General features: G+C 32.1%; 18 protein-coding genes. 1 reads left to right on the plus strand and 17 read right to left on the minus strand.

What is annotated here, in order from left to right:
* Positions 1-35: 35 nt before the first annotated feature.
* The 16 genes from rpoC to BQ5450_RS03755 form a co-directional block, all read right to left on the minus strand.
* The gene (gene rpoC / locus BQ5450_RS03680; RefSeq protein ID WP_010244966.1) at positions 36-3,623 is read right to left on the minus strand and encodes a DNA-directed RNA polymerase subunit beta'; all 3,588 of its coding nucleotides are present in this window, start codon (positions 3,621-3,623) and stop codon (positions 36-38) included.
* A gap of 39 nt (positions 3,624-3,662) precedes the next feature.
* Positions 3,663-7,412 carry a DNA-directed RNA polymerase subunit beta gene (gene rpoB, locus BQ5450_RS03685; RefSeq protein WP_010244969.1) on the minus strand — a complete coding sequence of 1,250 codons (3,750 nt, stop codon included), beginning with the start codon at positions 7,410-7,412 and terminating at the stop codon, positions 3,663-3,665.
* A gap of 156 nt (positions 7,413-7,568) precedes the next feature.
* Positions 7,569-7,892 carry a DsrE family protein gene (locus BQ5450_RS03690; RefSeq protein WP_010244972.1) on the minus strand — a complete coding sequence of 108 codons (324 nt, stop codon included), beginning with the start codon at positions 7,890-7,892 and terminating at the stop codon, positions 7,569-7,571.
* Between the two features lie 70 nt (positions 7,893-7,962).
* Complete coding sequence (gene murJ / locus BQ5450_RS03695) at positions 7,963-9,462, minus strand: murein biosynthesis integral membrane protein MurJ (protein ID WP_071126018.1); 1,500 nt, start codon at positions 9,460-9,462, stop codon at positions 7,963-7,965.
* A gap of 196 nt (positions 9,463-9,658) precedes the next feature.
* Positions 9,659-10,057 (minus strand): SixA phosphatase family protein, encoded by a 399-nt coding sequence (locus BQ5450_RS03700; protein WP_010244978.1) that lies wholly within the window; start codon positions 10,055-10,057, stop codon positions 9,659-9,661.
* Positions 10,054-11,349 (minus strand): phosphopyruvate hydratase, encoded by a 1,296-nt coding sequence (gene eno / locus BQ5450_RS03705; protein ID WP_071126019.1) that lies wholly within the window; start codon positions 11,347-11,349, stop codon positions 10,054-10,056. Before eno ends, BQ5450_RS03700 begins: the two co-directional genes overlap by 4 nt.
* An 8-nt stretch (positions 11,350-11,357) precedes the next feature.
* Positions 11,358-12,860, minus strand: a complete 1,503-nt coding sequence (gene gpmI / locus BQ5450_RS03710; RefSeq protein ID WP_071126020.1) for a 2,3-bisphosphoglycerate-independent phosphoglycerate mutase — start codon at positions 12,858-12,860, stop codon at positions 11,358-11,360.
* Positions 12,857-13,600: a triose-phosphate isomerase gene (gene tpiA, locus BQ5450_RS03715; protein WP_010244986.1), complete on the minus strand. Its 744-nt coding sequence runs from the start codon at positions 13,598-13,600 to the stop codon at positions 12,857-12,859. Before tpiA ends, gpmI begins: the two co-directional genes overlap by 4 nt.
* A complete protein-coding gene (locus BQ5450_RS03720; RefSeq protein ID WP_071126021.1) occupies positions 13,597-14,781 on the minus strand; it encodes a phosphoglycerate kinase in 1,185 nt (394 codons plus the stop codon). The genes tpiA and BQ5450_RS03720 overlap by 4 nt, the downstream gene beginning before the upstream one ends.
* Before the next feature lie 197 nt (positions 14,782-14,978).
* Positions 14,979-16,454, minus strand: a complete 1,476-nt coding sequence (gene gltX / locus BQ5450_RS03725) for a glutamate--tRNA ligase (protein WP_071126022.1) — start codon at positions 16,452-16,454, stop codon at positions 14,979-14,981.
* A 16-nt stretch (positions 16,455-16,470) separates the two neighbouring features.
* Positions 16,471-18,033: an S-layer homology domain-containing protein gene (locus BQ5450_RS03730; protein WP_010244994.1), complete on the minus strand. Its 1,563-nt coding sequence runs from the start codon at positions 18,031-18,033 to the stop codon at positions 16,471-16,473.
* Positions 18,034-18,220: 187 nt separating this feature from the next.
* Positions 18,221-19,546 (minus strand): NCS2 family permease, encoded by a 1,326-nt coding sequence (locus BQ5450_RS03735; protein WP_071126023.1) that lies wholly within the window; start codon positions 19,544-19,546, stop codon positions 18,221-18,223.
* 151 nt (positions 19,547-19,697) lie between these two features.
* Complete coding sequence (locus BQ5450_RS03740) at positions 19,698-20,336, minus strand: ABC-2 transporter permease (RefSeq protein ID WP_071126024.1); 639 nt, start codon at positions 20,334-20,336, stop codon at positions 19,698-19,700.
* A complete protein-coding gene (locus BQ5450_RS03745) occupies positions 20,333-20,953 on the minus strand; it encodes an ABC-2 transporter permease (protein ID WP_071126025.1) in 621 nt (206 codons plus the stop codon). Before BQ5450_RS03745 ends, BQ5450_RS03740 begins: the two co-directional genes overlap by 4 nt.
* On the minus strand, positions 20,950-21,789 hold the full coding sequence (locus tag BQ5450_RS03750; protein ID WP_071126026.1) for an ABC transporter ATP-binding protein: 840 nt from the start codon (positions 21,787-21,789) through the stop codon (positions 20,950-20,952). Before BQ5450_RS03750 ends, BQ5450_RS03745 begins: the two co-directional genes overlap by 4 nt.
* Positions 21,786-22,166 carry a GntR family transcriptional regulator gene (locus tag BQ5450_RS03755; protein WP_071126027.1) on the minus strand — a complete coding sequence of 127 codons (381 nt, stop codon included), beginning with the start codon at positions 22,164-22,166 and terminating at the stop codon, positions 21,786-21,788. Before BQ5450_RS03755 ends, BQ5450_RS03750 begins: the two co-directional genes overlap by 4 nt.
* Positions 22,167-22,411: 245 nt before the next feature.
* Here BQ5450_RS03755 and BQ5450_RS03760 point away from each other — a divergent pair, with 245 nt between their 5' ends.
* Entirely contained in the window at positions 22,412-22,918 is a 507-nt protein-coding gene (locus BQ5450_RS03760) for a hypothetical protein (protein WP_071126028.1), read from the plus strand.
* Between the two features lie 355 nt (positions 22,919-23,273).
* Here BQ5450_RS03760 and BQ5450_RS03770 read toward each other — a convergent pair whose 3' ends face one another.
* The gene (locus tag BQ5450_RS03770) at positions 23,274-25,973 is read right to left on the minus strand and encodes a calcium-translocating P-type ATPase, SERCA-type (RefSeq protein ID WP_071126030.1); all 2,700 of its coding nucleotides are present in this window, start codon (positions 25,971-25,973) and stop codon (positions 23,274-23,276) included.
* Positions 25,974-26,010: the final 37 nt, after the last annotated feature.

The raw sequence follows: 26,010 nt of genomic DNA on the forward strand, positions 1-26,010 counted from the left end.
ACTCAGTTCATCATGTCATGACTTTTATAAAATTATTACTCTTCTTTTACAGTTTCAAGTTCAAGTTTCACATCATCACTTGTTATTACTTCAGAATTTTCAAGAATATTGTAATCTTCTTTTAAACTTTCGTCTATTCCTATTTGAACACGTGAGTTTATACGTGCACCTGTACCTGCCGGTATAAGTTGTCCAATTATAATATTTTCTTTCAACCCTTCAAGCATATCTTCTTTGCCCTTTATTGCTGCATCGGTAAGAACTCTAGTTGTTTCTTGGAAAGATGCCGCTGATAGGAAAGAATCTGTCGCAAGAGATGCTTTTGTAATTCCAAGTAAATTCACTTTACCAACCGCTGGTTCTTTACCTACATCTATTGCTTCTTTGTTAGCTTCTTTATAGTCAACAACATTTACAAGAGAGCCTGGAAGTAATTCTGTATCCCCTGCATCTTCTATTTTGCACTTTGATAGCATTTGTCTTACTATTATTTCAATGTGCTTATCGTTTATGTCTACACCTTGAAGCCTATAAACTCTTTGGACTTCTTTTACAATATATTCTTGTACACCCTTTTCACCTTTTACACGAAGTAAATCTTGTGGATACACAGAACCTTGTGTAAGTTCGTCCCCAGCTTCTATTTCATCGCCTTGCTTAACTTTTAATCTCGATCCGTAGACAATATTATAAGAATCTACTGTTCCGTCTTCTGCTGTTACAAGAACTTCTCTTTTCTTGTTGTTTTCTTTTATATCAACAATTCCACCACGTTCTGCTATAATTGCAAGTCCCTTTGGCTTTCTAGCTTCAAAAAGTTCTTCAACTCTTGGAAGACCTTGTGTAATATCTGCTGCTGCAGCTACACCACCTGTGTGGAATGTTCTCATTGTAAGTTGTGTACCTGGTTCCCCAATTGATTGTGCTGCAATTACGCCAACAGCTTCTCCGATTCCAATTTTTGAACCCGTTGCAAGATTCTTTCCATAGCAGTGAGCACAAACTCCATTTTTAGTCTTGCATCCAAGAACAGATCTAACTTTTACTTCTTTAATTCCAAGTGACTCAATGAGTACTGCATCATCATCTGAGATAACTTCATTTGCACCTACAATAGTTTCTCCCGTTTCTGGATTAACTATGTCTTCGAAGGAATATCTTCCTTCTATTCTATCTGCCAAGGATTCGATTAATTCTTTTCCATCTTTAAAGGCTCTAGCTACTAAATATTCATCAGTTCCACAATCTTCTTCTGATACTATAACTTGTTGTGATACATCTACAAGTCTTCTTGTCAAATATCCTGAGTCAGCTGTTCTTAGTGCAGTATCAGCTAGTCCCTTTCTGGAACCATGGGCTGACATGTAAAACTCAAGTACAGAAAGACCTTCTCTAAAGTTTGAAGTAATTGGGACTTCAATAGTTCTTCCTGATGGTGATGCCATAAGTCCACGCATACCTGCAAGTTGTCTAATTTGGTTCTTTGAACCTCTGGCTCCTGAGTCTGCCATGATGTAGATATTATTAAGAGCATCAAAGCCGTCCATTACATCGTCAGTTAAGTCGTCAGTTGCCTTGTTCCAAATTTCTATTACTTTTTCATATCTTTCTTCGTCAGATATTAAACCTCTTCTAAAGGCTTTTTCATATTTAGCAACTTCTTTTTCGGCATTCGCCAAAAGTTCTGGTTTTGTATCAGGAATTTCTACATCACCCATTGAAATTGAAACTGCTCCAATGGTTGAGTAGTGATATCCAGTTGCCTTAATATTATCTAAAAGCTCTGCGGTCCTTATATTTCCATGTTTTTTATAAGTCTTTTCAATTATTTTGCCAAGTAATTTTTTGTCCACAACTTGATCAATTTCGAGAGAATATTTGTCTTCATCTCTATTTACAAATCCTAAATCTTGAGGAATAAATTCATTTACAATAAATCTCCCAACAGTTGATGGAACAATTTTACCTCTCTTGTCATTTTCATCTGCATATCTTCTCACAGATACATGAGATTGTAGGTGTAAAAATCCTGATTCATAAGCGTGGAACATTTCATCAAAATTTCTGTAAACTGAGCCATCGCCCTTTAATTTGTCCTTTCTATCAAGTGTCAAATAATAAGATCCTAATACCATGTCTTGAGTTGGAGTTGTAATCGGTTTTCCATCTTTAAGTGCTAAAATATTATTTGTAGATAGCATTAAAAGTCTTGCTTCAGCTTGAGCTTCTGTTGATAGTGGCAAATGGACTGCCATTTGGTCACCGTCAAAATCGGCGTTATATGCTGTACAAGAAAGTGGATGAAGTTTAATAGCCTTTCCCTCTACTAAGACTGGTTCAAATGCTTGAATACCAAGTCTGTGAAGTGTCGGTGCACGGTTGAGAAGAACTGGGTGATCCTTTATAACATCTTCAAGAACGTCCCAAACTTCATCTCTTCCTCTTTCTACCATTCTCTTTGCAGATTTTATATTGTAAGTGAGTTCTCTTTTTACAAGTTCTCTCATTACAAAAGGTTTAAAGAGTTCTAACGCCATATTCTTTGGAAGACCACATTGATAAAACTTAAGATCTGGCCCAACAACAATTACAGAACGTCCAGAGTAGTCAACTCTCTTTCCAAGTAGATTTTGACGAAAACGTCCTTGTTTACCCTTTAACATTTCTGATAAAGATTTTAACGGTCTATTTCCAGGACCAGTTACAGGCCTTCCACGTCTTCCATTATCAATAAGAGCATCAACAGACTCTTGAAGCATTCTCTTTTCATTTCTTACAATAATATCTGGAGCATTGATGTCCATCAACTTCTTAAGTCTATTATTTCTATTTACAATCCTTCTATAAAGATCATTTAAATCACTTGTTGCAAATCTACCACCGTCAAGTTGTACCATAGGTCTAAGATCAGGTGGAATTACTGGAATTGCATCAAGTATCATCCATTCAGGTTTGTTATCTGATTGGATAAAAGCATCTATTACTTCAAGTCTTCTAGTTATTCTAATTTTCTTTTGACCTGTTGCATCTTGTAATTCTTCTGTTAGTTCATCATTTTCTTTTTGCAAATCAACTTTTACAAGAAGATCTCTAATGGCTTCTGCACCCATTTTTGCAGTAAACTTATCTCCATATTCTCTCTTTAACTCTCTATATTCAATTTCTGAGAGAAGTTGCTTTTCATAAAGAGTTGTTTCGCCTGGTTCAACATACGTTACTACATAAGATGCAAAATAAAGAACTTTTTCAAGTGCTCTTGGACTCATATCAAGTACAAGACCCATTCTTGAAGGTATTCCTTTAAAATACCAAATATGTGATACTGGAGCAGCTAGTTCAATATGACCCATTCTTTCACGACGAACCTTTGCTTTTGTGACTTCAACGCCACACTTTTCGCAGACTACTCCCTTATATCTTACTCTTTTATACTTTCCACAGGAGCATTCCCAATCCTTCGTAGGTCCAAATATTTTTTCACAAAATAGGCCTTCCTTTTCAGGTTTTAATGTCCTGTAATTTATGGTTTCCGGTTTTTTTACTTCACCATAAGACCATGATCTTATTTTTTGAGGTGAAGCAAGTCCAATTTTTATTGAATGGAATAATTCATGTTCGCTCAAGGAGCACTTCTCCTTTCATACAAGTTAAAATATAACTAATTAATCTTCAGATTCATCGGATTCATCATCAGAATCTACATCTTCTAATTCGCCATCCTCATCTTCATAGTAGTGGCTTTTTTCAAAAGATTCAACTTCATCATTTGAAATTGTTCTGATTCCTATGTTTCCAGTTCCTGTGTGTTCAATAAGTTCCTTTATATCATCTTCTGATTCAGAACTTTTATCATCTATATTGTCAATTTTTGTAAGTTCATCTTCATCAACTTCAAGATCTACTTCATTTCCATTTTCATCTAATACTTGAATTTCAAGCGCCAATGCTTGCAATTCTTTTATTAAAACCTTAAATGATTCAGGAACTCCTGGTTGCGGAATATTTTCACCCTTTACAATTGCTTCATAAGTCTTAACACGACCAACTATATCATCAGACTTAACTGTAAGCATTTCTTGTAATGTATGGCTGGCACCATAAGCTTCAAGGGCCCAAACTTCCATTTCTCCAAATCTTTGTCCACCAAATTGTGCTTTACCACCAAGAGGTTGTTGTGTTACAAGTGAATAAGGTCCAGTAGAACGAGCATGGATCTTTTCATCAACTAAATGGTGAAGTTTTAACATATACATATAACCAACTGTCACTGGGTGGTCAAATTCTTCTCCAGTCCTACCATCCCTAAGTTGAATTTTGCCATCTCTTGAATATCCTGCTTCTTCTAAAGTATCTAAGATGTCATTTTCATTTGCACCATCAAATACCGGAGTAGCAACATGCCATCCCAGCTTTTTTGCGGCAAGTCCCAAGTGAACTTCAAGAACTTGTCCAAGGTTCATACGAGAAGGAACCCCTAGTGGATTTAGAACAATTTGAATAGGTGTACCATCTGGCATATAAGGCATATCTTCCTTAGGCATTACTCTAGAAATAACCCCTTTATTACCATGACGACCACACATTTTATCTCCAACTTGAATTTTTCTTTTTGTTGCAACGAAAACTCTAACCATTTCATTTACGCCTGGTTGGAGTTCATCTCCATCTGCTCTATTAAATGTTTTTACATCTACAACAATACCATGTTCTCCATGTGGGAGTCTAAGAGATGTATCTCTTACTTCTCTTGCTTTTTCACCAAAGATTGAACGAAGAAGTCTTTCTTCTGCAGAAAGTTCAGTTTCACCCTTAGGAGTGACTTTTCCAACTAATATATCTCCTGGCTTTACTTCTGCTCCAATTCTAATTATTCCTCTGCTATCTAGATCTTTTAGCATATCCTCGCCAACATTTGGAATATCTCTTGTGATTTCTTCTGGCCCAAGTTTTGTATCTCTTGCTTCTGACTCGTATTCTTCAATATGAAGTGAAGTGAGTACATCATCAATAACAAGTTCTTGACTTACAAGCATTGCATCTTCGTAATTATATCCTTCCCAGTTCATAAAAGCTATTAGAATATTTTTACCTAGTGCCATTTCGCCCTGGTCAGTACTTGGACCGTCAGCAATAATTTCGCCTTCATCTACAACATCACCTGCATTTACAATAGGCCTTTGATTAATTGTAGTTCCTTGGTTTCCACCCATAAATTTGTGAAGTTTATAGTGGTCTATTCCCTTGTCTGATTTTCTTTCGATTTCAATATGAACTGCATCAACTTTTTTAACAGTTCCTGCATTTTTAGCTACTATAACTACACCAGAATCCTTTGCGGCTCTGTATTCAATACCAGTTCCAACAACAGGTGCTTCTGTTTTTAAAAGAGGCACTGCTTGACGCTGCATATTGGCACCCATTAGGGCTCTGTTGGCATCATCATTTTCCAAGAAAGGAATCATAGAAGTACCAACTGCAACAATTTGTTGAGGTGAAACGTCCATATAGTTTACATCTTTAATGTCAAATATATCTGCATTTCCGCCATGACCCCTTGCTGCAATTCTGTCTTCTACAAATTTATTATTTTCATCAAGCCTTTCATCAGCTTGTGCAATAATTTGTTCGTATTCAACATCTGCTGTCAAATAATCAATTTGATCAGTTACAACTCCGTCAACAACTTTTCTATATGGAGTTTCGATAAAACCATAATCGTTAATTCTTGCATAAGTTGTAAGTGATGTTATAAGACCAATGTTTGGCCCTTCAGGAGTTTCAATGGGGCACATTCTTCCATAGTGTGAATTATGGACATCACGCACTTCAAATCCAGCTCTATCTCTACTCAACCCACCAGGTCCAAGTGCAGATAACCTTCTTTTGTGTGTTAATTCTGATAGAGGATTGTTTTGGTCCATAAATTGTGAAAGTTGTGAAGAACCGAAAAATTCTTTTATAGCTGCCGTTACAGGTCTTATATTTATAAGCGATTGTGGCGTTGTAGCATCAACATCTTGAACTGTCATTCTTTCACGAATAACTCTTTCCATTCTAGAAATACCTATTCTAAATTGATTTTGTAAAAGTTCTCCAACTGATCTTATTCTTCTATTGCCTAAATGGTCAATATCGTCAACCTCTCCAACATTATTCATTAGTCCAAATTCATAATTAATTCCAGCAATAATATCATCAATTAAAATATGTTTTGGAGAAAGTTCTCTATGTGCCTTTATAAGTTCTTTTTTAAAATTTTCTGTATCTTCAGAATATTCTTCATAAAGTTCATCAAAAAGTGGTCTGTACACTTTTTCTTTAAAACCAAGTTCTTCCATATCAAAATCGAGATCATATGCATCTACAAAAGAAAAATTGTTTCCTATAACAATTGTATTTTCAGTTGCGTTTTCATAATTCTCATCAGTTTTTAAAATAACTTGGTTAACTCCAGCAGCCTCAATTTTTTCAGCCTTTGCTCTTGTAAGAAGCTCACCCTCTTCTGCTAATATTTCTCCAGTCATAGGGTCAACAATGTCTTCTGCTGGAATATTATTTTCAATTCTAGCACTTATCCCAAGTTTTTTATTAAATTTATATCTTCCAACTTTTGCAAGATCATATCTTCTATCGTCGAAAAACATATTTTCAAAAAGTGACTGTGCAGAATCAATAGTAGGGGGTTCCCCTGGTCTAAGTTTTTTATAAATTTCAAGAAGTGCTTCATTTTTGTTAGTCGTCAAGTCTTTTTCTATTGTCTTTAATAAAGCTTCACTTTCGCCTAGCATGTCAATTATTTCTTGATTCGATTCAACTCCTATTGCTCTTAAAAGTATTGTAATAGGAATTTTTCTAGTTCTATCAATTCTTACATTTATAACACCTTGAGCATCAGTTTCAAATTCTAGCCAAGCACCTCTATTTGGTATAAGAGTCGCCGAATAAATCTTTTTACCTGTCTTATCTCTTTCTTCTTTGTAATAAGCTCCTGGACTTCTGACAAGTTGTGAAACTACTACACGCTCTGCTCCATTTATTACAAATGTACCAGTGGGCGTCATAAGAGGAAGATCTCCCATGAAAACTTCTTGTTCTTTTACTTCGCCAGTTTCAGTATTTATAAGTCTTACTTTTGCCTTTAAGGGAGCACAATAATTTGTATCCCTTTGTTTTGATTCATCTATATCATATTTTATCTCGTCAGATAAATGATAATCGACAAATTCTAAAATTAAATTTCCAGAGTAATCCTCGATTGGTGAGACGTCATCGAAAACTTCTTTCAATCCTTCTTCAATTAACCACTTATATGAAGAAGTCTGCACGTCAAGAAGATTTGGAAGTGACATTACTTCATCTACACGAGAAAAACTCATTCTCTCACGTTTCCCATATTTTACAGGATGTACCATTAATTTTTCACCCTAGCCTTTCAAATGAATGGATCGAATTAGAGTAAAATGCACCACTCTAATTATTATTATGCAAATAGGTATTTTATCATTTTTAATAACAATTTTCAAGGTGCATAATAAAAAAATTCCACCAAATGGCAGAATTTTAAAAAATTAAAGTCTAATATATGCATATCCTTCATTTTGAAGTTGTACAATTTTTGTTATAACTAAGTCTTCAACCTTGATGCTAGAAGGAATTAATTCCTTTGTAAGTCTATTTTCTTCCAAAGCTTTCTTTCCAATTGTAATATTTACTTTAGGATTTCCCATTACACCCTCAAAATCAACACCAGAATATCTATTAAAAAGTGATGCTGCCTTTGACATTACAATTATCTCTATTTTTATATCATCAATATTATTTAATAAATCCTTTACATTTGAAATTACGTCATCCCACTTGTCCGCTTCAACTACATGAAAAATTACTTTCATCAATATCACTCCTTTACTACCATTTTACACTATTAAAGAGCAAAATAAAAGGAGCTTTTAATTTACTAAATTACTTTTTTAAAACCTTCTTTAAAATATCACTTAACTCATCTACTTTAAAAATGATTAGACAAATTAAATAAATAATTGCTGCAATTACTATTGAAATCAATAGAGATAAATTCATTCCAAATTTATTTAACAAAATATCATAGAAAAATTTAGAACCATAAGCCATTGCAACAGAAGATAATGTAATTTTTATTATATTTGTAAATAACTTTTTATCAAATACATTTCCAATTAATTTTATTGAAGGAATGTAAAGAGTTATAGCGCCAACAATAAAAGAAATTGAAGTTGCAAGAGCAATCCCTTCTATTCCGATAACTCTTGAAAGCATTATTGAAAGAAAAACATTTATAGCTACAATTAAAACAGAATTTACAACAGGAGTCTTGTTATCACCAAGAGAATAAAAAACTCTTGAAATAATTTCACGTACACCTATACCAATTACACCAAAGGCAAAAAAAGACAGTACAACTGCTGTGACTTTAGCATCTGCAACAGAAAATTCTCCACCAACAAATAACAAATTTACAATTGGAAAAGAATAAACAAAAAGTCCAAAAGCCGCAGGTACAACTAATAAAAGCATATTTGAAAGCCCTTCTGAGAGCGACGATTTTAAATTTAGATAATCTTTCTTAGAGCCAAAACTTGCAAGTTTTGGATATGTTGCAGTAATTATTGAAGTTACAACAATCCCTGTTACAAAACTTTGAAGCTTATAAGCATAATTTAAAATAGAAATTCCTCCAGATGAAACTCCTGAAGCAATAGATCTCGAAACCATAAAATTAATTTCAATAGCCGAAGTTGAAATTAAAATGGGAACAATTGATACAAACATCGCCTTCATATCTTCATTAAAATCAATTTTTAAACTGTGTCTATATCCAAGTTTTTTAATTGGCATAATAAAAATTGAATACTGAAATACAAACGCCACTAAAATTCCAATTGCAAGATAATTTATCCCTTTTTTATAAGAAATAGCCATTGAAATAATTATTATTACATTCATTAAAATAGAATGTAAAACTGAAACTATAAACTTTTCATGAATTTGCAGATAAGCCTTATAAATCGAACTTACAGCGGTAACAGCAATGGAAAGCATTGCAACTCTAGAAACAAAAATTGCAGTTTCAAGTTTTTCACCAGTGAACCCCTCTGCCATTAGTTTGACAAGAGGTCTTGCAAAAATAATCGATAAAATCGTAATAATCGAAAAAACAATTAAAATAATATTTGAAAGATTTGCAGTAAAAATATCTGCACTCTTTTTATTTTCTCTTTCTTTTATCTTATCATACATTGGGATATAGCCATTGGCTACCGCACCGCTTATTACATTTGTAAAAGTCATAGGAAGTTGAAAAGCGATAAGAAAAATATCAGCTACCATTCCAACGCCAAAAAAATATGCAAGAGCCTTTTCTCTAACAAGACCAAAAACTTTTGAAATTATTGTGATTGCCATTAATATATAGGAAGTCTTCATTTTTTCTCCTTAAAAATCTATTTGATTACCTCAAGTATTATATATTTATTGAATAATTATTACAAGTTTCAAATCTTAAAGAAATTATTACAAGATTTTTACTATTCTTTATAAAATATATTTTTAAGAAAGATTGTAAAATGAAGTTAGCCATATACAATAAAAAAATCAGCCCACTTGGAGCTGAAATTTACTTTTATTTATTAAGTTCAACTAAATTAATGCTTCCCCTTGAAATAATTTTCATCTCACCAGTTAATTGGTAAATCCAATTTGATATAAAAGGTTCATGTGAAATAAAAATATAGTTTTTATCTTCATCTAAAGTTCTTAAAATGTCATCTATTCTTCCGCCAGCCAAATAATCCTTTACTTCATATTTCAAATCTAAATGTCTTGCTAAAATTTCTGCAGTTTCCTTTGCTCTTTCAAGAGGAGAAGAATAAATTACAAAAGAATTTTTATTTTCCAAATTATTTGTAAAGGCTTTGAACGATTCTTCCAACTTTCTTTTTCCCAAAGTTGTAAGTTTTCTCTTAAAGTCATCTTCTGCATAAATTTCTGCTTCGCCATGTCTTATAAAATATATTTTCATTTTATATTTTTTAAATTGTAAAAAGCATCAAATCCAAGATAATTTGAAAAGTCTTCTAATTCATCTTCAATGCGAAGGAGTTCATTATATTTTGCAACTCTCTCACTTCTTGCTGGCGCTCCAGTTTTTATAAATCCTGCGTTAGTTGCAACTGCAAGATCTGCAATTGTTGAATCTTCACTTTCTCCAGATCTGTGAGAAATTATTGCTGTGTAATTGTGCCTTTTTGCAAGTTCAATTGCATCTAATGTTTCAGTAATTGTTCCAATTTGATTTAATTTAATCAAAATTGAATTTGCAGAATTAGCATCAATTCCTTTTTGAAGTCTTTTAGTATTTGTAACGAAGAAATCATCTCCAACTAATTGAACCTTTTCTCCAAGAAGTTCTGTTAGATTCCTCCAGCCTTCCCAATCATCTTCTGCTAGTCCATCTTCAATCGAATAAATTGGATATTCATTTACGAGTTTTTCATAAAACTTTGAAAGTTCTTTGGAACTAAATTCACGTCCTTCACCTTCAAGAATATATTTCTTCTTGTCTTCATCATAAAATTCTGAAGCTGCTGCATCAATTGCAAGTACAATATCTTTTCCTGGTTCATATCCTGCAACTTTCACTGCTTCAATTATGCAATCAAAAGCTTTTTTATTTGATTCAAGATTTGGTGCAAAACCACCTTCATCGCCAACACCAGTTGAAAGTCCCTTGTCCCTTAAAACTTTTTTAAGTGCATGATAAACTTCTGAACCCATTCTAAGTGCTTCTTTAAAAGATTCTGCTCCTATTGGCATAATCATAAATTCTTGAATGTCCACATTGTTGTCAGCGTGCTCTCCACCATTTATTATATTCATCATTGGAATTGGCATTGTCTTTGCATTTACTCCGCCAAGATATTGATATAGCGGAAGACCCGCTTCATTTGCTGCTGCCCTTGCAACTGCTACTGAAACTCCCAAAATTGCATTGGCACCAAGTTCACCTTTGTTTTCTGTTCCATCAAGTTCTATTAACATTTTGTCAATTCCAAGTTGATCAAAAACATCAAAATAGATTAATTCTTCTGCAATTTTTCCATTTACATTTTGGATAGCCTTTTCTACACCTTTGCCATTATATCTATCTTCACCATCACGTAGTTCTACGGCTTCGTGAACACCTGTTGATGCCCCACTTGGCACGATTGCTGATCCAAATCCACCATTTACTGTTGCAACCTCAACTTCAACAGTTGGATTTCCCCTTGAATCAAGAACTTCTCTTGCATAAACATAATCAATTAAACTCATAATTCCTCCTAAAATAAACTTTCTCCAGTCATAAGTTCTGGCTTTTCTATATCTAAAATTTTTAAAATTGTAGGCGATAAATCGCAAAGTGCTCCGCCACTTCTAAGTTTTACATCCTTATTAAATACAAAAACTGGAACGGGATTTGTACTATGACTTGTCACAATATTTCCCTTTTCGTCAATCATGTATTCACAATTTCCATGATCAGCAGTAATTATTGCCACGCCATCCTTTTCTTTTAAAACTTTTAGAATTCTCCCTAAATCTCTATCAACTGTTTCAACTGCTCTTATAGCAGCTTTTAAATCTCCTGTATGTCCAACCATATCTGGATTTGCAAAATTTAAAATTATTACACCATATTTATCTTCATTTAATTCTTCTATTACAGCGTCAGTCACCTCATCTGCACTCATCTCTGGTTTTAAGTCATAAGTTGCAACCTTTGGTGATGGAATTAGGATTCTATCTTCCAACTCAAATGGCTTTTCACGTCCACCATTAAAGAAAAATGTAACATGAGCATACTTTTCAGTTTCTGCAATTCTAAGTTGGTTTATTTTATTTTTTTCTAAAACTTCTCCCAAAGTGTCCCTTGGAATTTCATCCTTAAAAGCGACAAACTTATTTTTTATATTTTTGTCATACTCCGTCATTGTAACAAGGGTTATATTTATTTTCTTCCTTTCAAATCCTCTAAAGTCGTCATCAACTAATGCCCTTGTAATTTGTCTAACTCTATCTGGTCTAAAGTTAAAAATTATAACAGAATCATTTTCTTCAATTTCAGAATTTTTTACAAATTTTGCAGGTTCTAAAAATTCATCAGTAATTTCTCTGTCGTAGGAATCTTTTATATAATCTAAAATATCTTCTTCTATAAAATCAATATCAGTTGTCAAATTATCATAATATTTTTTCGTTCTTTCCCATCTGTTGTCACGATCCATTGCATAATATCTTCCAGAAATAGTGGCAATTTCTCCATTGCCAACTTTTTTTAATTCCTCTTGAAATTCTCCAATATCATCAATTGCAGCATAAGGCGAAACATCACGTCCATCAGTGATTGCATGGATGTAAGTTTTTTCAACGCCTTCTTCTGCCATTAACTTGACAAGTGCCTTTAGATGATCAAAATGTGAGTGAACTCCACCTTTTGAAAGAAGTCCTACTAAATGCATTTTGGAATTATTTATTTTCGCATTTTCTATGGCTTTTATAAATTCAGGATTTTGGAAAAAATCGCCAGATTTTATTGACTCTGTAATCTTAGTCAAATTTTGATAAATTACTCTTCCTGCACCAATATTTAAGTGACCTACTTCAGAATTTCCCATTTGCCCATGAGGAAGTCCAACATATTCTTCACTTGCAAAAATTTCTGTATAAGGTGAGTTTTTATAAAGTCTATCGATTGTGGGAGTATTTGCTAGCTTCGCTGCATTTCCCACTTCACTTTTATTTATCCCAAAACCATCTAAGATTATTAACATTGTAGGTTTCATAAACTTTCACCACATTTAATTATTTCTATAAAATCATCTGCATTAAGACTTGCCCCACCCACTAGAACTCCGTCAATATTTTCCATGGATAGAATTTCTTTTGCATTAGATGGTTTTACTGATCCTCCGTATAAAATTCTAATTTTTTTAGAAATTTCTCCATAATTTTTATCAATTATTTTTCTAATTTCACTGCACATTTTTTCTGCATCTTCTTGTGAACAAGTCTTTCCAGTTCCAATTGCCCAAATAGGTTCATAGGCAATAGTTATATTTCCTAAATTTTCTATTCCCTTTAAAGAATTTAAAAGTTCTTCCTTTACAAAACTTAATTCCTCATTTTTTTCCTTTACTTCTAAAGGTTCACCGACACAAAGAATTACAGAAAGTTCATCTCCTAATGCTTTTTTTACTTTTGAACTTATAATATTATCATCTTCAGAAAAAATTCCTCTTCTCTCAGAATGGCCAATAATCACATCTTTTATTTGAATATCCTTTAGCATATTTGTAGAAACTTCTCCTGTATATGCACCATTATCAAACTCAGAAATATTTTGTGCAGCAACTTTTATTTCACTTTTTACATTTTTTCTAAGACTTTCAAGAGTTACAAAACTCGGTGCAATTAGCACGTCAACATTTCTAAACTCCAAATTATTCATTTTTTTTGCAAATTCAAGTGCTTCACTAGAAGTTTTATTCATTTTCCAGTTTCCGCAAATATATTTTTTTCTCATGCTTCTTCAACCGCCTCAATTCCAGGAAGTTTTTTACCTTCGAGCATCTCAAGACTTGCACCGCCACCAGTTGAAATGTGTGTTAATTTATCAGCAACTTCTGCTTTTTCAACTGCTGAAACAGAATCTCCCCCTCCAACAATTACAGTTACGTCAAGTTCTGCCAAAATTTTTGCAAGCTCAATTGTTCCACTAGAAAATTCTTCAATTTCAAAAACTCCACAAGGTCCATTTAATACAACTGTATTTGCACCTTTAAGTGCAGATTCAATATTTTTTAAACTTTCACTGCCAAGATCAAGAATCATATCATCTTCATCCACATCTTCCACATATTTATGCGTGCCCTTTGCATCTTCAGAAACTTCAGGCGCAACAATTACATCTATTGGCAAAATTAAATCAACATGATTTTCTATTGCCTTAGCCATGATTCTCCTTGCAAGATCTAACTTGTCATCTTCTACAAGAGATTTTCCAACTTCAAAACCCTTAGACTTTAAGAAAGTATTTGCCATCGCACCAACAATAACAAGTTTATCGACTTTTTCAAGCAAATTTTCAATTACGCCAATCTTATCAGAAACCTTTGATCCCCCAAGAATTGCAGCAAAAGGTTTCTCAGGATTTTTTAGTGCATCTTCAAAATATTTAATTTCTTTTTCAACTAAAAGACCTACACAAGATGGCAAAAATTCTGTAATTCCAACATTTGATGCATGTGCTCTATGTGCAGTCCCAAAGGCATCATTTACAAAAATATCTCCAAGAGATGCAAGTTTTTTTGCAAATTCAGCATCATTTTTTTCTTCGCCCTTTACGAATCTAAGGTTTTCAAGAAGAGCAATATCACCTTTTTTTAAATTTGAAACTTCTTTTACAACTTCTTCATCAACAACTTCCCTTGACGAAATAAATTTAACATCTCTTTTTAATAATTCAGATGCTCTTTTCGCAACAGGTTCAAGAGAAAGTTCTTCTTTGTACTCTCCCTTAGGTCTTCCAAGATGACTCATAAGAATAACTTTGGCACCATTTTCCAATAAATAATCAATAGTTGGGATAGCCTTTATAATTCTATCATCACCAGTAACTTTTCCATCTTTAAGAGGAACATTAAAATCCACTCTCACAACTGCAACTTTATCATTAAAATCAAAATCTCTAATAGTTTTTTTCACATTACACCTCTTAATTTCGAATTTTATTAGCCTTAATATTTAAATTATACCATAAATTAAATTATAGAGAGTTGAAGTTTATATAATATGAATATACTTTTATTTTTGATAACTAAAATTTATTATTTTCTTAAAATTAAAAAAGACTACCAATAAGCTAAGGTAGTCCTTTTAAAAATTTTATCAATTTTTATTCTTTAAAGAGAATTTTTTATTTTTTCTGCTCTTTCAATAAGCTTATCTTTTCCTAAAAGATAAAGAATATTTTGCATTTCTGGACCATGAACATTTCCTGAAATTGCTGCTCTAGTTGGCATATAAAGTTTTTTGCCCTTAATTCCAGAGTCTTTTTGAACTTCTTTCATTAATCCCTTTGCTGTTTCCATGTCAATTTCATCATGAGATTTTACAATTTTTATAAAAGAATCCAAAAGTTCTTTCACGTGTTCTTGTGCCAATTCTTCTTTTGCAGCTTCCTCTGTTATTTCAATATCTCCAAATAAGAATGAAATGTGTTCTGGAATATCTTCTAATTTGTCAACTGCTTCTCTAACTGTGTCAATCAAAACTTTGTACCATTCAAAGTTTTCTCTTATTTCTTCTTCTGTCAAAAGTCCTGATTTTGTTACAAAAGGTATGGAAAGTTCAGATAATTTATCTAAATCATAGGATTTAATGTAGTGAGCATTTACCCAGTTTAGTTTATCTGTGTCAAAAATTCCACCACTCTTTCCAACTCTTTCAAAGCTAAACTTTTCCACCATTTCATCAAGACTCATAATTTCTTCTCCATCTTCTGGTGACCAACCTACAAGAGCAAGATAATTTATAAGACCTTCTGGAAGATATCCTCTTTTTCTAAAATCTTCGACAGAAACGTCCCCTTGTCTTTTTGAAAGTTTTTTTCTATCTTTATTTAAAACCGTTGGAAGATGAACAAATTCTGGTGCTTCCCAACCAAAACATTCATACATAAAAACGTGTTTTGGAGTAGAAGGAAGCCATTCCTCTCCTCTTACAATGTGAGTGATTCCCATTAAGTGATCATCTACAATTACTGCCAAGTGATATGTTGGAAAACCATCTGACTTCATCAAAACTTGATCATCAATTTCATCTGTGTTTATTGTAACTTTTCCACGAACTGCATCGTGAAAAGTTATGTCTTTGTTTTTTGGAAGCTTTAATCTTATAACATAATCTTCACCGGCAGCAACTCTTTTCTTTGCTTCTTCAAGAGGAATTCCACGACAAAGACCATCATACTTAGGAACTTTTCCCTTAATTCTTTGTTCTTCTCTTAAATTATCTAGTCTTTCTTTGGAACAAAAACAATAATAAGCATATCCCTTTTCGATTAATTCATCTACATATTTTTTATAAATATCAAGTCTATTTGATTGAATATAAGGACCGCAATCTCCAACTTCTGTTATCTCTCCGTCTTTAACAACTACACCTTCGTCATGAGTTACTCCAGACCATTCAAGAGATTCAATTAAGTTTTCTATGGCACCTTCAACATATCTAGTTCTATCTGTATCTTCTATTCTTAAGACAAATTTGCCATCATTTTTCTTTGCAAACAAATAATTATAAAGAGCTGTTCTAAGTCCTCCAATGTGAAGGTATCCAGTTGGTGATGGTGCAAATCTTACTTTAATATCTGACATTTATATTTCATCCTTTCTACTTTGCCGTAATTTCTATAATTTGATAGTAAGCCCAGTGATCTCTTTTTAAATCATCAAATGGGTTCTTTGAATATTTATCTAAGAAAGATTTATTTATCTTTCTATCCAAAACTTTATTAAAAATAGTTGCAGCTTCTGCTCTTGTTATTTTATCATTAGGTTTAAATTCATCTTTAGACTTTCCAACCATTATACCATGACTTGACAAAGTGTTAATAGCATCTTTTGCCCAATAATTTTCCTTTACATCTTTAAAATCAATTGGATTATTGCCTTCTTCTAATTTTAAATAATTTGCCATCATACTTGCAAATTGAGCTCTAGTCATCGCTTCATTTGGTTTAAAAGTACCATCCTCATAGCCAGATATAAGGCCCTCTTTTTCTATAAAAACTAAATCGTCATAGTACCAAGCATCTTCTCTTACATCTTTAAAAGAAGAAAAATCATTGGCATTTGACTTTTCATCAATCACTCTTTTTAAAACAGATGCAGCCTCTGCTCTTGTTATTTTTTCATTGGGATAAAATTTATTTTCTGATACACCAGCCATATAAGGTTTTCGTACGACTTCAACTGATTTTACAAGTTCTTCCAAAGACTTCTCTATTTCATCAGAAGAAACTTCACTTTTTACAACAACATATTCAGCAGATGCGATTGCAGCACGAATTCGCTTTTCATTTTGATCTCCTGCCTTTGCAGTTGAAAGATTTTTTGCGAAATCCACATAATCATTTAACTTATCGAGAGTTTTTACTGTGCTGTAAAGTTCCTTCTCATCATTATTTTCATTTACAAGTTCTTCTGACTTCTTTGACTCAACGCTTGGTTTTACAATATAATCAAGACTTGCCTTTTTGTCATCAGTTTCAGATGCAATCCTAATGTAAGATCCCTCTTTTAAATTTAAATTATCTACTTTAAAATTCCCATTAGCATCAGAAACCACATTGGCAACAACTTTTTTATCTAATGCAACTCTAACTTTTGCATTTTTCTCAGTCTTTCCTACAATTTCGCTTGAACCATCATAGACATCTGTAATAGAAAGAGCTCCATTTTGAGTCTTAGTAGAAGATTCTAAATTTTTTTGGTCACTTTTAGTTTCTCCAGCCTTGTCAACATAACTTAACACAAAGGAATTTTTTAAATTAGAACTAGCTCCAACATCACTTTTTACTTTCGTTTCAATTTCAAGATTTAAGTTGTCCCCTTCTATAACTGAAAGATCATTTGCATTAATTGTAACAATATTTTGTTCTTTTCCCTTTATAGAAGTAGTCCTTATATCTAATTTCCCCTGAGATTCCTTTCCATTTAAAAGCTTAGTGTTTTTAACCTCAATTGATTTATCTAAAAGAAGAGTAACAGAAAAAGAAGAATATTTACTTTTATAATCCTTTGGAAGATTTATAATTAAATTATACTTAAGTGTATCGCCATTTTTTGCCTCAGAAACAGCAGGCTGCTCTAATACAACTTGAATATCCTCCGCAGCAAAAACATTTACAAAAAGTGTAAAAGCCATAACTATGTATAAAAATATTTTTTTCATAAAAAAGCCCCCTTAATATATTAATTATACTAAAGGGGCTTTGACAATTCAATAAATGAGTATTTTTAAATTCTATCTCCATTAGTCTCCTTTGAATTTATGAAATAAAACATAAATATTGAAACTAATGCCGAATTCAAAAATGCCATTGGCAAGGTGTAAATATTAAGACTATAAATATATCTTTTTAAAAAGGTAAAATTGGTCTTAAATATCTTAGTGTAAAAATAATTGCCAATATATACATTACAGGGCTAACTTCCTTTGCTCGACCTGTTGTTACTTTTAAAATAACATAAGAAATCATTCCAACAGAAATACCTTCTGCAATTGAATAAGCAAAGGGCATTGTTGCCATTGTTAAAAATGCTGGCACCGATTCTGTGTAATCATCTAATTTTATTTGATTTATTGGACTGATCATAAAAAGTCCTACCATTACAAGTGCTGCCGATGTCGCTTGTGCTGGCACAATTGAAAATATCGGGAATAAAAATAGTGAAAGTAAAAAGAAAAAGGCACATGATATTGATGTAAGTCCAGTTCTTCCTCCATCTGCAACTCCTGATGCTGACTCAACAAAAGTTGTAACTGTACTTGTCCCAAGAAGTGCTCCCACAACTGTTCCCACTGCATCTGACAAAAGAGCACGACCAACACCTGGTAAATTTCCATCCTTATCAATTAAATCTGCTTTAGTTGCAACACCAGTTAAAGTTCCTACTGTGTCAAATAAATCTACAAATAAAAATGTAAACATTACAGAAAACATATCAAATGTAAATAAATCTCCCCAGTGAAGTTTAAAGGCAACAGGTTTAAGTGATGGTGGAAGTGAAAAAATCATTCCATCTGGTAGATGTGTAACCCCTAAAATAAGTGCAAGTATTGTGCCAGTTACAATTCCGTATAAAAGTGCTCCTTTAACATTTTTTGCAGTTAAAAGTGCCATTACCATAAGTGACACTATAAACACAAAGGATGGCCTTGATGCAATTTCTCCAAGAGCTACTAAAGTCGCATCATTGTCAACTATAATACCAGCTGAAGTAAGCCCTACTAAAGTTATAAATAGTCCAATACCCACTGACACTGCATTTTTAAGTGACATTGGTATTGATGTAAATATTGCCTCACGAACATTAAAAAAGCTCATCACTATAAAGATTATACCTTCCAAAAATACCGCTGTTAGTGCATAAGACCAATCGTGACCCATGGAGAGTACAACTGTGTAAGTGAAAAAGGCATTTAGCCCCATCCCTGCTGAAAGTGCAAAAGGCAAGTTAGCAAATAATCCCATAAAAATCATTGCAATGATTGACGAAATAATAGTCGCAGTGAAAACTCCACCCTTGTCCATTCCAGTCTCAGATAACATATTTGGATTTACAACTAGAATATATGACATTGTCATAAAAGTTGTAAGTCCTGCCAAAAATTCTGTTTTGGCATTTGTCTTTCTCTCATTAAGAGAAAAAGTCTTTTCTAAAAAACTTGAATTTGTTTCCATTTTTCCTCCTCATATAATATAAATTCAGTTTTTATTTTATCACATATATAAAAATTTGACATAAGGACTTATAATTTTAAACTATTTTATAAAGACAATTTAAAATAAAAAGACTCTTGAAAAATCAAAAGTCCTTTAAGTCTATGAATATTTAAAAATCTTTTCTCTCGGCTAAAATTCTTGAAATGATATAAATTATTAAGATGAAAATAATTAAAGATGAAAATAAAACTAAGCTGCTTCTTCCTTCAATTACTTCAATAAAAAATCTTGATGGATTCTTTCCAATTGAGCCTAACAATGGAAGAAATGCTGGCAAGCTTGTGAAAATTGTCCCAACGCCACTATTTTGACCAAAGTAAAGATAAATTGGAATATTTATAAGATAATAAGCCATTATAAAAAGCACAAAGAAAAATCCAACCTTAAATTCTTTGCCTTTCATTTCAACATTTTGCAAAACATATGCAATTAAAAAAGCATCTATTATAAAAATCATTAAAACTTTTAGAAACTTTTCATTTATTATGTCCCTTCGTGATGTGCCAAGACTTAAAAAATATGGCTTGCTCTTGTCCACTACCACTCCTTCGCTAGATATTATATATAGCACATAGTGAACTAGTATGACTGCCACAAATAATATGGCAAAAGCTTTATCTGCAAATAAACTAAACTCCTGTGAAAAAAGTCCAAGACTCTTTAAGGCAAAAACTATCCCTATAAATATGAAATAGGAAATAATAAATTTTTTTCTAATTTTAAAATTATTTAATAAAAGTATTTTCATATTATGTGCCCCTCCCTCAGATATTTTGTAGAGTATTTGTAGTCCAAATAAAAAGATCCACAGATAATTATTATTGATCCTATTATTAAGGAAAGTTTGTAGTTCACCAAACTTTCATAATAGGCTGCATAAGTCATGGCAAAAAATATTCCTAATCCTATAAACAAAAGGGCGTAAATGAAAACCACAATTCCCCTTGCATACTTTGTCTTTAAAATATGGCTAAAGCTGAGGCTTAAAAAATCTATGGCTATAAATACATTTACATACATATTTATGAAAAGTTCCTTGTCCTCTCCATTGCTAAAAATTAGTCCAATTAAAAATATAATTGATGTAATGAGAAATGTTATTAGATTTTTTATAATTTTAGCAAGAGAATAATCCTCTATCGAAACTGGCATAGTCATAAACTTTTCAAAATCCTTAAAATTATCTCCGAATGCAACTTGCGCCCTAATAGTAAATACCAAAGTAAATGCCCATTGAACAAAAAACTTATTAGAAATTTCTCTTGTAATCACCACACTCAAAGCAAGAATTACTCCAATAAAAATTGCAAAGGGAAGTGCCATCTTCTTTACAAGCTTAAAGTCGTTTAATAAAACTGCCTTCATTTTGCACCTCTTGATAAAAATATCATTATATCCTCTACATTAACTCTATCTACAATTTCATTTGGATAAAATTCTTTAAATACGTCAACATTTTTTATAAGTGCCTCTGTGGAATACTTATTTTTTCTTGTTCTTAAAATAAAGTCGCCGTAATCTTCTAAATTTTCTTCAGTCGTTTTTAATATTCCATAATTTTCTATTAAAGTATCCTTTTCATCGTAGAAAATTATTTCTCCATCACGAATGTAAATAATGTAATCCGCAATTTTTTCTATGTCAGACAAAATATGTGAAGAAAATAAAACTGTCCTATCGTCATTTCTTATATAGTCAAATAAAAATTCTATTATTTCATCGCGAATCACTGGATCAAGACCAGATGTTGGCTCGTCTAGAATTAAAAGGTCTGGCTTATGGCAAATTGCAGAAATTATTTTTAATTTCATTAGATTTCCTGTGGAAAGTTCCTTTAACTTTTTATTTTTTGGCATTTTAAATCTATTTACACAGTCATAAAACATTTTTTCATCAAAATTTTTATAAGCAACCTTTAAAATATCAACAACATCTTTTACTTTGAAATTATCGCTGAAAAAAGAGTTAGAAAGAACTACACCAATTTCTTCAAAACTTTCTTTGTGTACTTTTTCTCCAAAAATTTTTATTTCACCATCGTATTTATACAAATCTAAAATACATTTTAAAAATGTAGTTTTTCCTGCACCATTTTCACCAATTAGACCAATAACTGCACCCTTAGGAATTTCTAAATTTTCTATATTAAGTTCAAAATCCTTAAATTCTTTATTTAAATTTTTTATTTCTATACTATTCATAGTTCACCCACTTCATCTAATGTTTTTAAAATCTCTTGCAATTCATCTAATTTGATTCCTGCCATTTTTGCAACTGTCATAGCATCATAAAAATGTCTTTCGATTTCTGTAATTGCATTCTCTCTCACCATTTCTCCATTTAATCTTTTTACGAAAGAACCTTTCCCCGTCATAGAATAAATGTATCCCTCTTGCTCCAAGTCATTATAAGCTCGCTTTGTCGTTATAACAGAAACTTTTAAATCACTGGCAAGAGTTCTCATTCCGGGAAGAGATTCATCTTCCTTTAAATCTCCAGAAATAATTTGAGCTTTGATTTGATTTTTTATCTGCTCATAAATTGGAAGGCCGCTATCATTTGAAATAATAATTTTCATATCACACCACCCTTAAGTGTATGTACTTTATATCTACACTATAAACCCAGTGAATAATTTTGTCAAGATTTTTATTAAACTAATTTATGAACTATAAACTTTTTTCTTTATTTACTTAATTATGGTTGCCTATATTAATTTATGAGTTGACAATGTTTGAGTTTTATGATATCTTTATGGTGTGAAATATGTAGCTACACTCACAATTATATTTACAATAGTTTTCAATACATAGGAGGAAACTTATGAAAAAACAAATTAAATTGATAGCTTCAACTTTAGTTTTTACAACATTATTAACAGCCAATACTTTCGCAATATCCAATAATTCAAAAAATGAAAGTATTTTTGATAATAATAAAGTAGGCACATTTTATTTTAAGGATAGCGCTAAAGCTATGAATAATCCTTTTTTCTATGAAACTGAACAAGACCCTTGGTCATATCAAGGAAGTCAAAGAATAAGTCAAAAAGATGCTTCCAATCAAAGTTTTATTTATTCAATTGTTTCAAGCTTTGTTGGCATTGGTGCTATAATTCCGGGATTTGTAATGATAATACTTGGTAAAATTAACAATGTTGGAGAAGCTGGAACCGTGGAATTTTGGAAATCCGAAAAAAGACAATATAAAACTTCTCAAATAACAGGTGAAAGACAGCTCAATGCTAAATGGGCTTTGTATCGTATGCGCTTAACAAGTACGGATGGAGAAGTGTTAAGTGATACAACTCGTTCTTTTAAAACCTACTAATTTCTTAGAAAGCAGTGTAATTTTATGAAACTAAATAGAAAACTAGATATATTCTTAGAAAAAAATATTAAAAAATTTTATACTAATATAGACATAGATGGAGGAACTTTTTTTGTGGTAAAAAACTCTGCTAAGATGTGTATTTTTTCTATAATTTTTGCTATAACTTTTTTTATTTTATCTAGTTTTAAAAATTCAAATTATTTTTTGGGAATGAATATTATTAGTACTTCTAAATCTTTTTTAACTTTAGCTATATTTTCACTTGTTATTAATTTTTGTATATTTATTTTTCAAAAAGTTAAAAAATAAAAATACCGGCAGAGAATTTCTCTGTCGGATTTTAACATGAATTTTATTTATTTTTTCTAAATCTTATTTTCTTTTGTATTTCTCCAGCTAAAAGTGGTATTACTGCTGATCCTAGTACAACTCCAATTTCTTTTAGTCCTAAATCCATTAATTCAAAGGCATCATTTAATACTGGCACATAGATTACTACAAGCATTAGTATAAACGAAAATGCTGTTGCCATTACTAATTTTTTGTTTGTGAAAACTCCAATTTCAAAAACTGTCTTGTCAACTGATCTTGATGTATAGGCTCTTAAAAGTTCACAGATTATTAATGATGAAAACGCCATTGTTCTAGCATGGGCAATTCCTTCACCTATTCCGTACCATTTAAGACCAACTAGATATGCGATAAGTGTTGCTACAGTTATTGCAATGGATTGTATTGCAACTGTAATTTTTATTTCTTTATCAAGTATTGGCTCATTTGGGTCACGAGGCTTTTCATTCATTATGTCTGATTCTCCTCTTTCAACTCCAAGTGCAAGTGCTGGGAATGAATCTGTCACTAGGTTAAGCCACAATAATTGAATCGGAACAAGTGGAACTGGCAAATTCATTAAAATAGAAATTAAAACTATAAAGACTTCGCCCAAGTTACATGAAAGAAGATATGAAACGAATTTTTTAATATTTGAATAAATAATTCTACCTTCTTCAACTGCATTTACAATTGTGGCAAAATTATCATCTGTCAAAATTACTTCAGCAGTATTTTTAGCAACGTCTGTACCTGTTATTCCCATGGCAATACCAATATCTGCCCTCTTTATTGCAGGTGCGTCATTAACTCCGTCACCTGTCATCGCTGCGATATGTCCATTTTGTTTTAGTGCAGTTACAATTTGAACTTTATTTTCAGGAGAAACTCTTGTGAAGACAGATTTTTCTTTTACAATTTCTCTAAGTTCTTCTTCGCTCATTTCATTTAATTCTCTTCCCATTATTGCTTCATCATCTGATGTTGCAATACCGAGATCTTTTGCAATTGCAAGTCCTGTTTCAAGATAGTCACCTGTAATCATTATAGGCTTTATCCCTGCTGTTTTACATTCTTCTATTGCAGATCTAACTTCTGGCCTTGCTGGGTCAATCATACCAGTAAGTCCTACAAAAATCATATCCTTTTCAATATTTTCAGAACTTATTTCTTTTGGAATATCTCTATGTTTTTTATAAGCATAGCCCAAACATCTAAGTGCAGATCTTGCAAACTCATTATTTTTATCTAAAACTTCTTTTTTGAGTCTATCATCTAATGGAACTTCTTTTCCATCAATTAAAATTTTGTCACATCTATTTAATACAATATCTGGTGCACCTTTTGTGAAAGATGCAATATCGTCAAAATAATTATTGTGAAAAGTTGTCATCATCTTTCTTTCAGAATCAAAAGGAATTTCCTCTATCCTTTCAAAATTTTCATAAAGATTTTTTGTAGAATGACCTGCCTTTTCTGCAAAAGTTAGAAGTGCTCCCTCTGTTGGATCTCCTGTGATTGATGCTTCGCTTCCCTTAACTTTCAATTTTGAATCATTAGTTAGTGCTGCGATTGATGATAAAAGTTTCAAGTTTTCATCTTCATCTACATGAGTTTTTTTGTCATCTTTTATGACTTCTCCCTTTGGTAAATAACCTGTTCCTGAAACTTCATATACATTTCCATCAGTAAATACTTTTGTAACTGTCATTTCATTTTGTGTAAGTGTACCAGTCTTATCTGAACAAATTACTGTTGTAGTTCCAAGAGTTTCCACTGCTAAAAGTTTTTTTACTATGGCATTTTTTTCTGCCATTTTTCCCATTCCAATTGAAAGTACAATTGTAACAATAGCTGGAAGCCCTTCTGGTACTGCTGCAACTGCAAGAGATATCGCAGTCATAAACATATCGAGAGGATCGTGTTTATAAATTAGTCCTACAACCATTACAATAGCACAAATAACTATTACTAAAATTCCAAGTGTTTTTGAAAGTTTTGCAAGTTTTTTTTGTAAAGGAGTTTGCTCATCGGAAACTGTAGCAATTGATGTCGCAATTTTACCAATTTCTGTATTGTGCCCAGTTTCTACAACAACTCCCTCTCCTCGTCCATAGGTCACAATAGTCGAAGAGTATGCTAGATTTTCTCTATCCCCAATTTCCATTTTGCCATCATAAACTTTATCATAAAATTTTTCAACAGAAACAGATTCTCCAGTAAGAGATGATTCATCAATTTTTAAATTTGATGATTCAATAAGTCTTAAATCTGCTGGGACAATATCTCCCGTTTCTAAAACAATAATATCCCCTGGCACAATTGTGTTAGAATCAACTTCCATGTGCTCGCCATCTCTTATTACCTTTGCCTTTGGTGAAGACATTTTTTGAAGAGCTGCTATGGCTTCTTCTGCCTTTCCCTCTTGGCGAATTGAAAGTATTGCATTTACAATTACAATTGCGATAATAATTCCTGCATCAAGTGCTTCTCCAATAAAAATAGATATAATTGATGCTGCAATTAAAATTATTATCATCGGATCTAAAAATTGTTCCTTTAACTTTTCTCCAAAAGATTTTTTCTTTTCTTCTTCTAAAGCATTCTCTCCATATTCTTGAAGTCTTTTTTTTGCATCATCTTCTGTCAGTCCACTCTCCTTAGTTGTTGAAAGGTTTTTTAACGTTTCTTCAGGCGACTGATTGTACCAATTTTTCTCCATAATTCCCCCTATTCTAAAATTTAAAAAAAGACCGCAT

The sequence above is a fragment of the Peptoniphilus lacydonensis genome (assembly GCF_900106515.1).
GTDB classification, from domain to species: domain Bacteria; phylum Bacillota; class Clostridia; order Tissierellales; family Peptoniphilaceae; genus Peptoniphilus_A; species Peptoniphilus_A lacydonensis.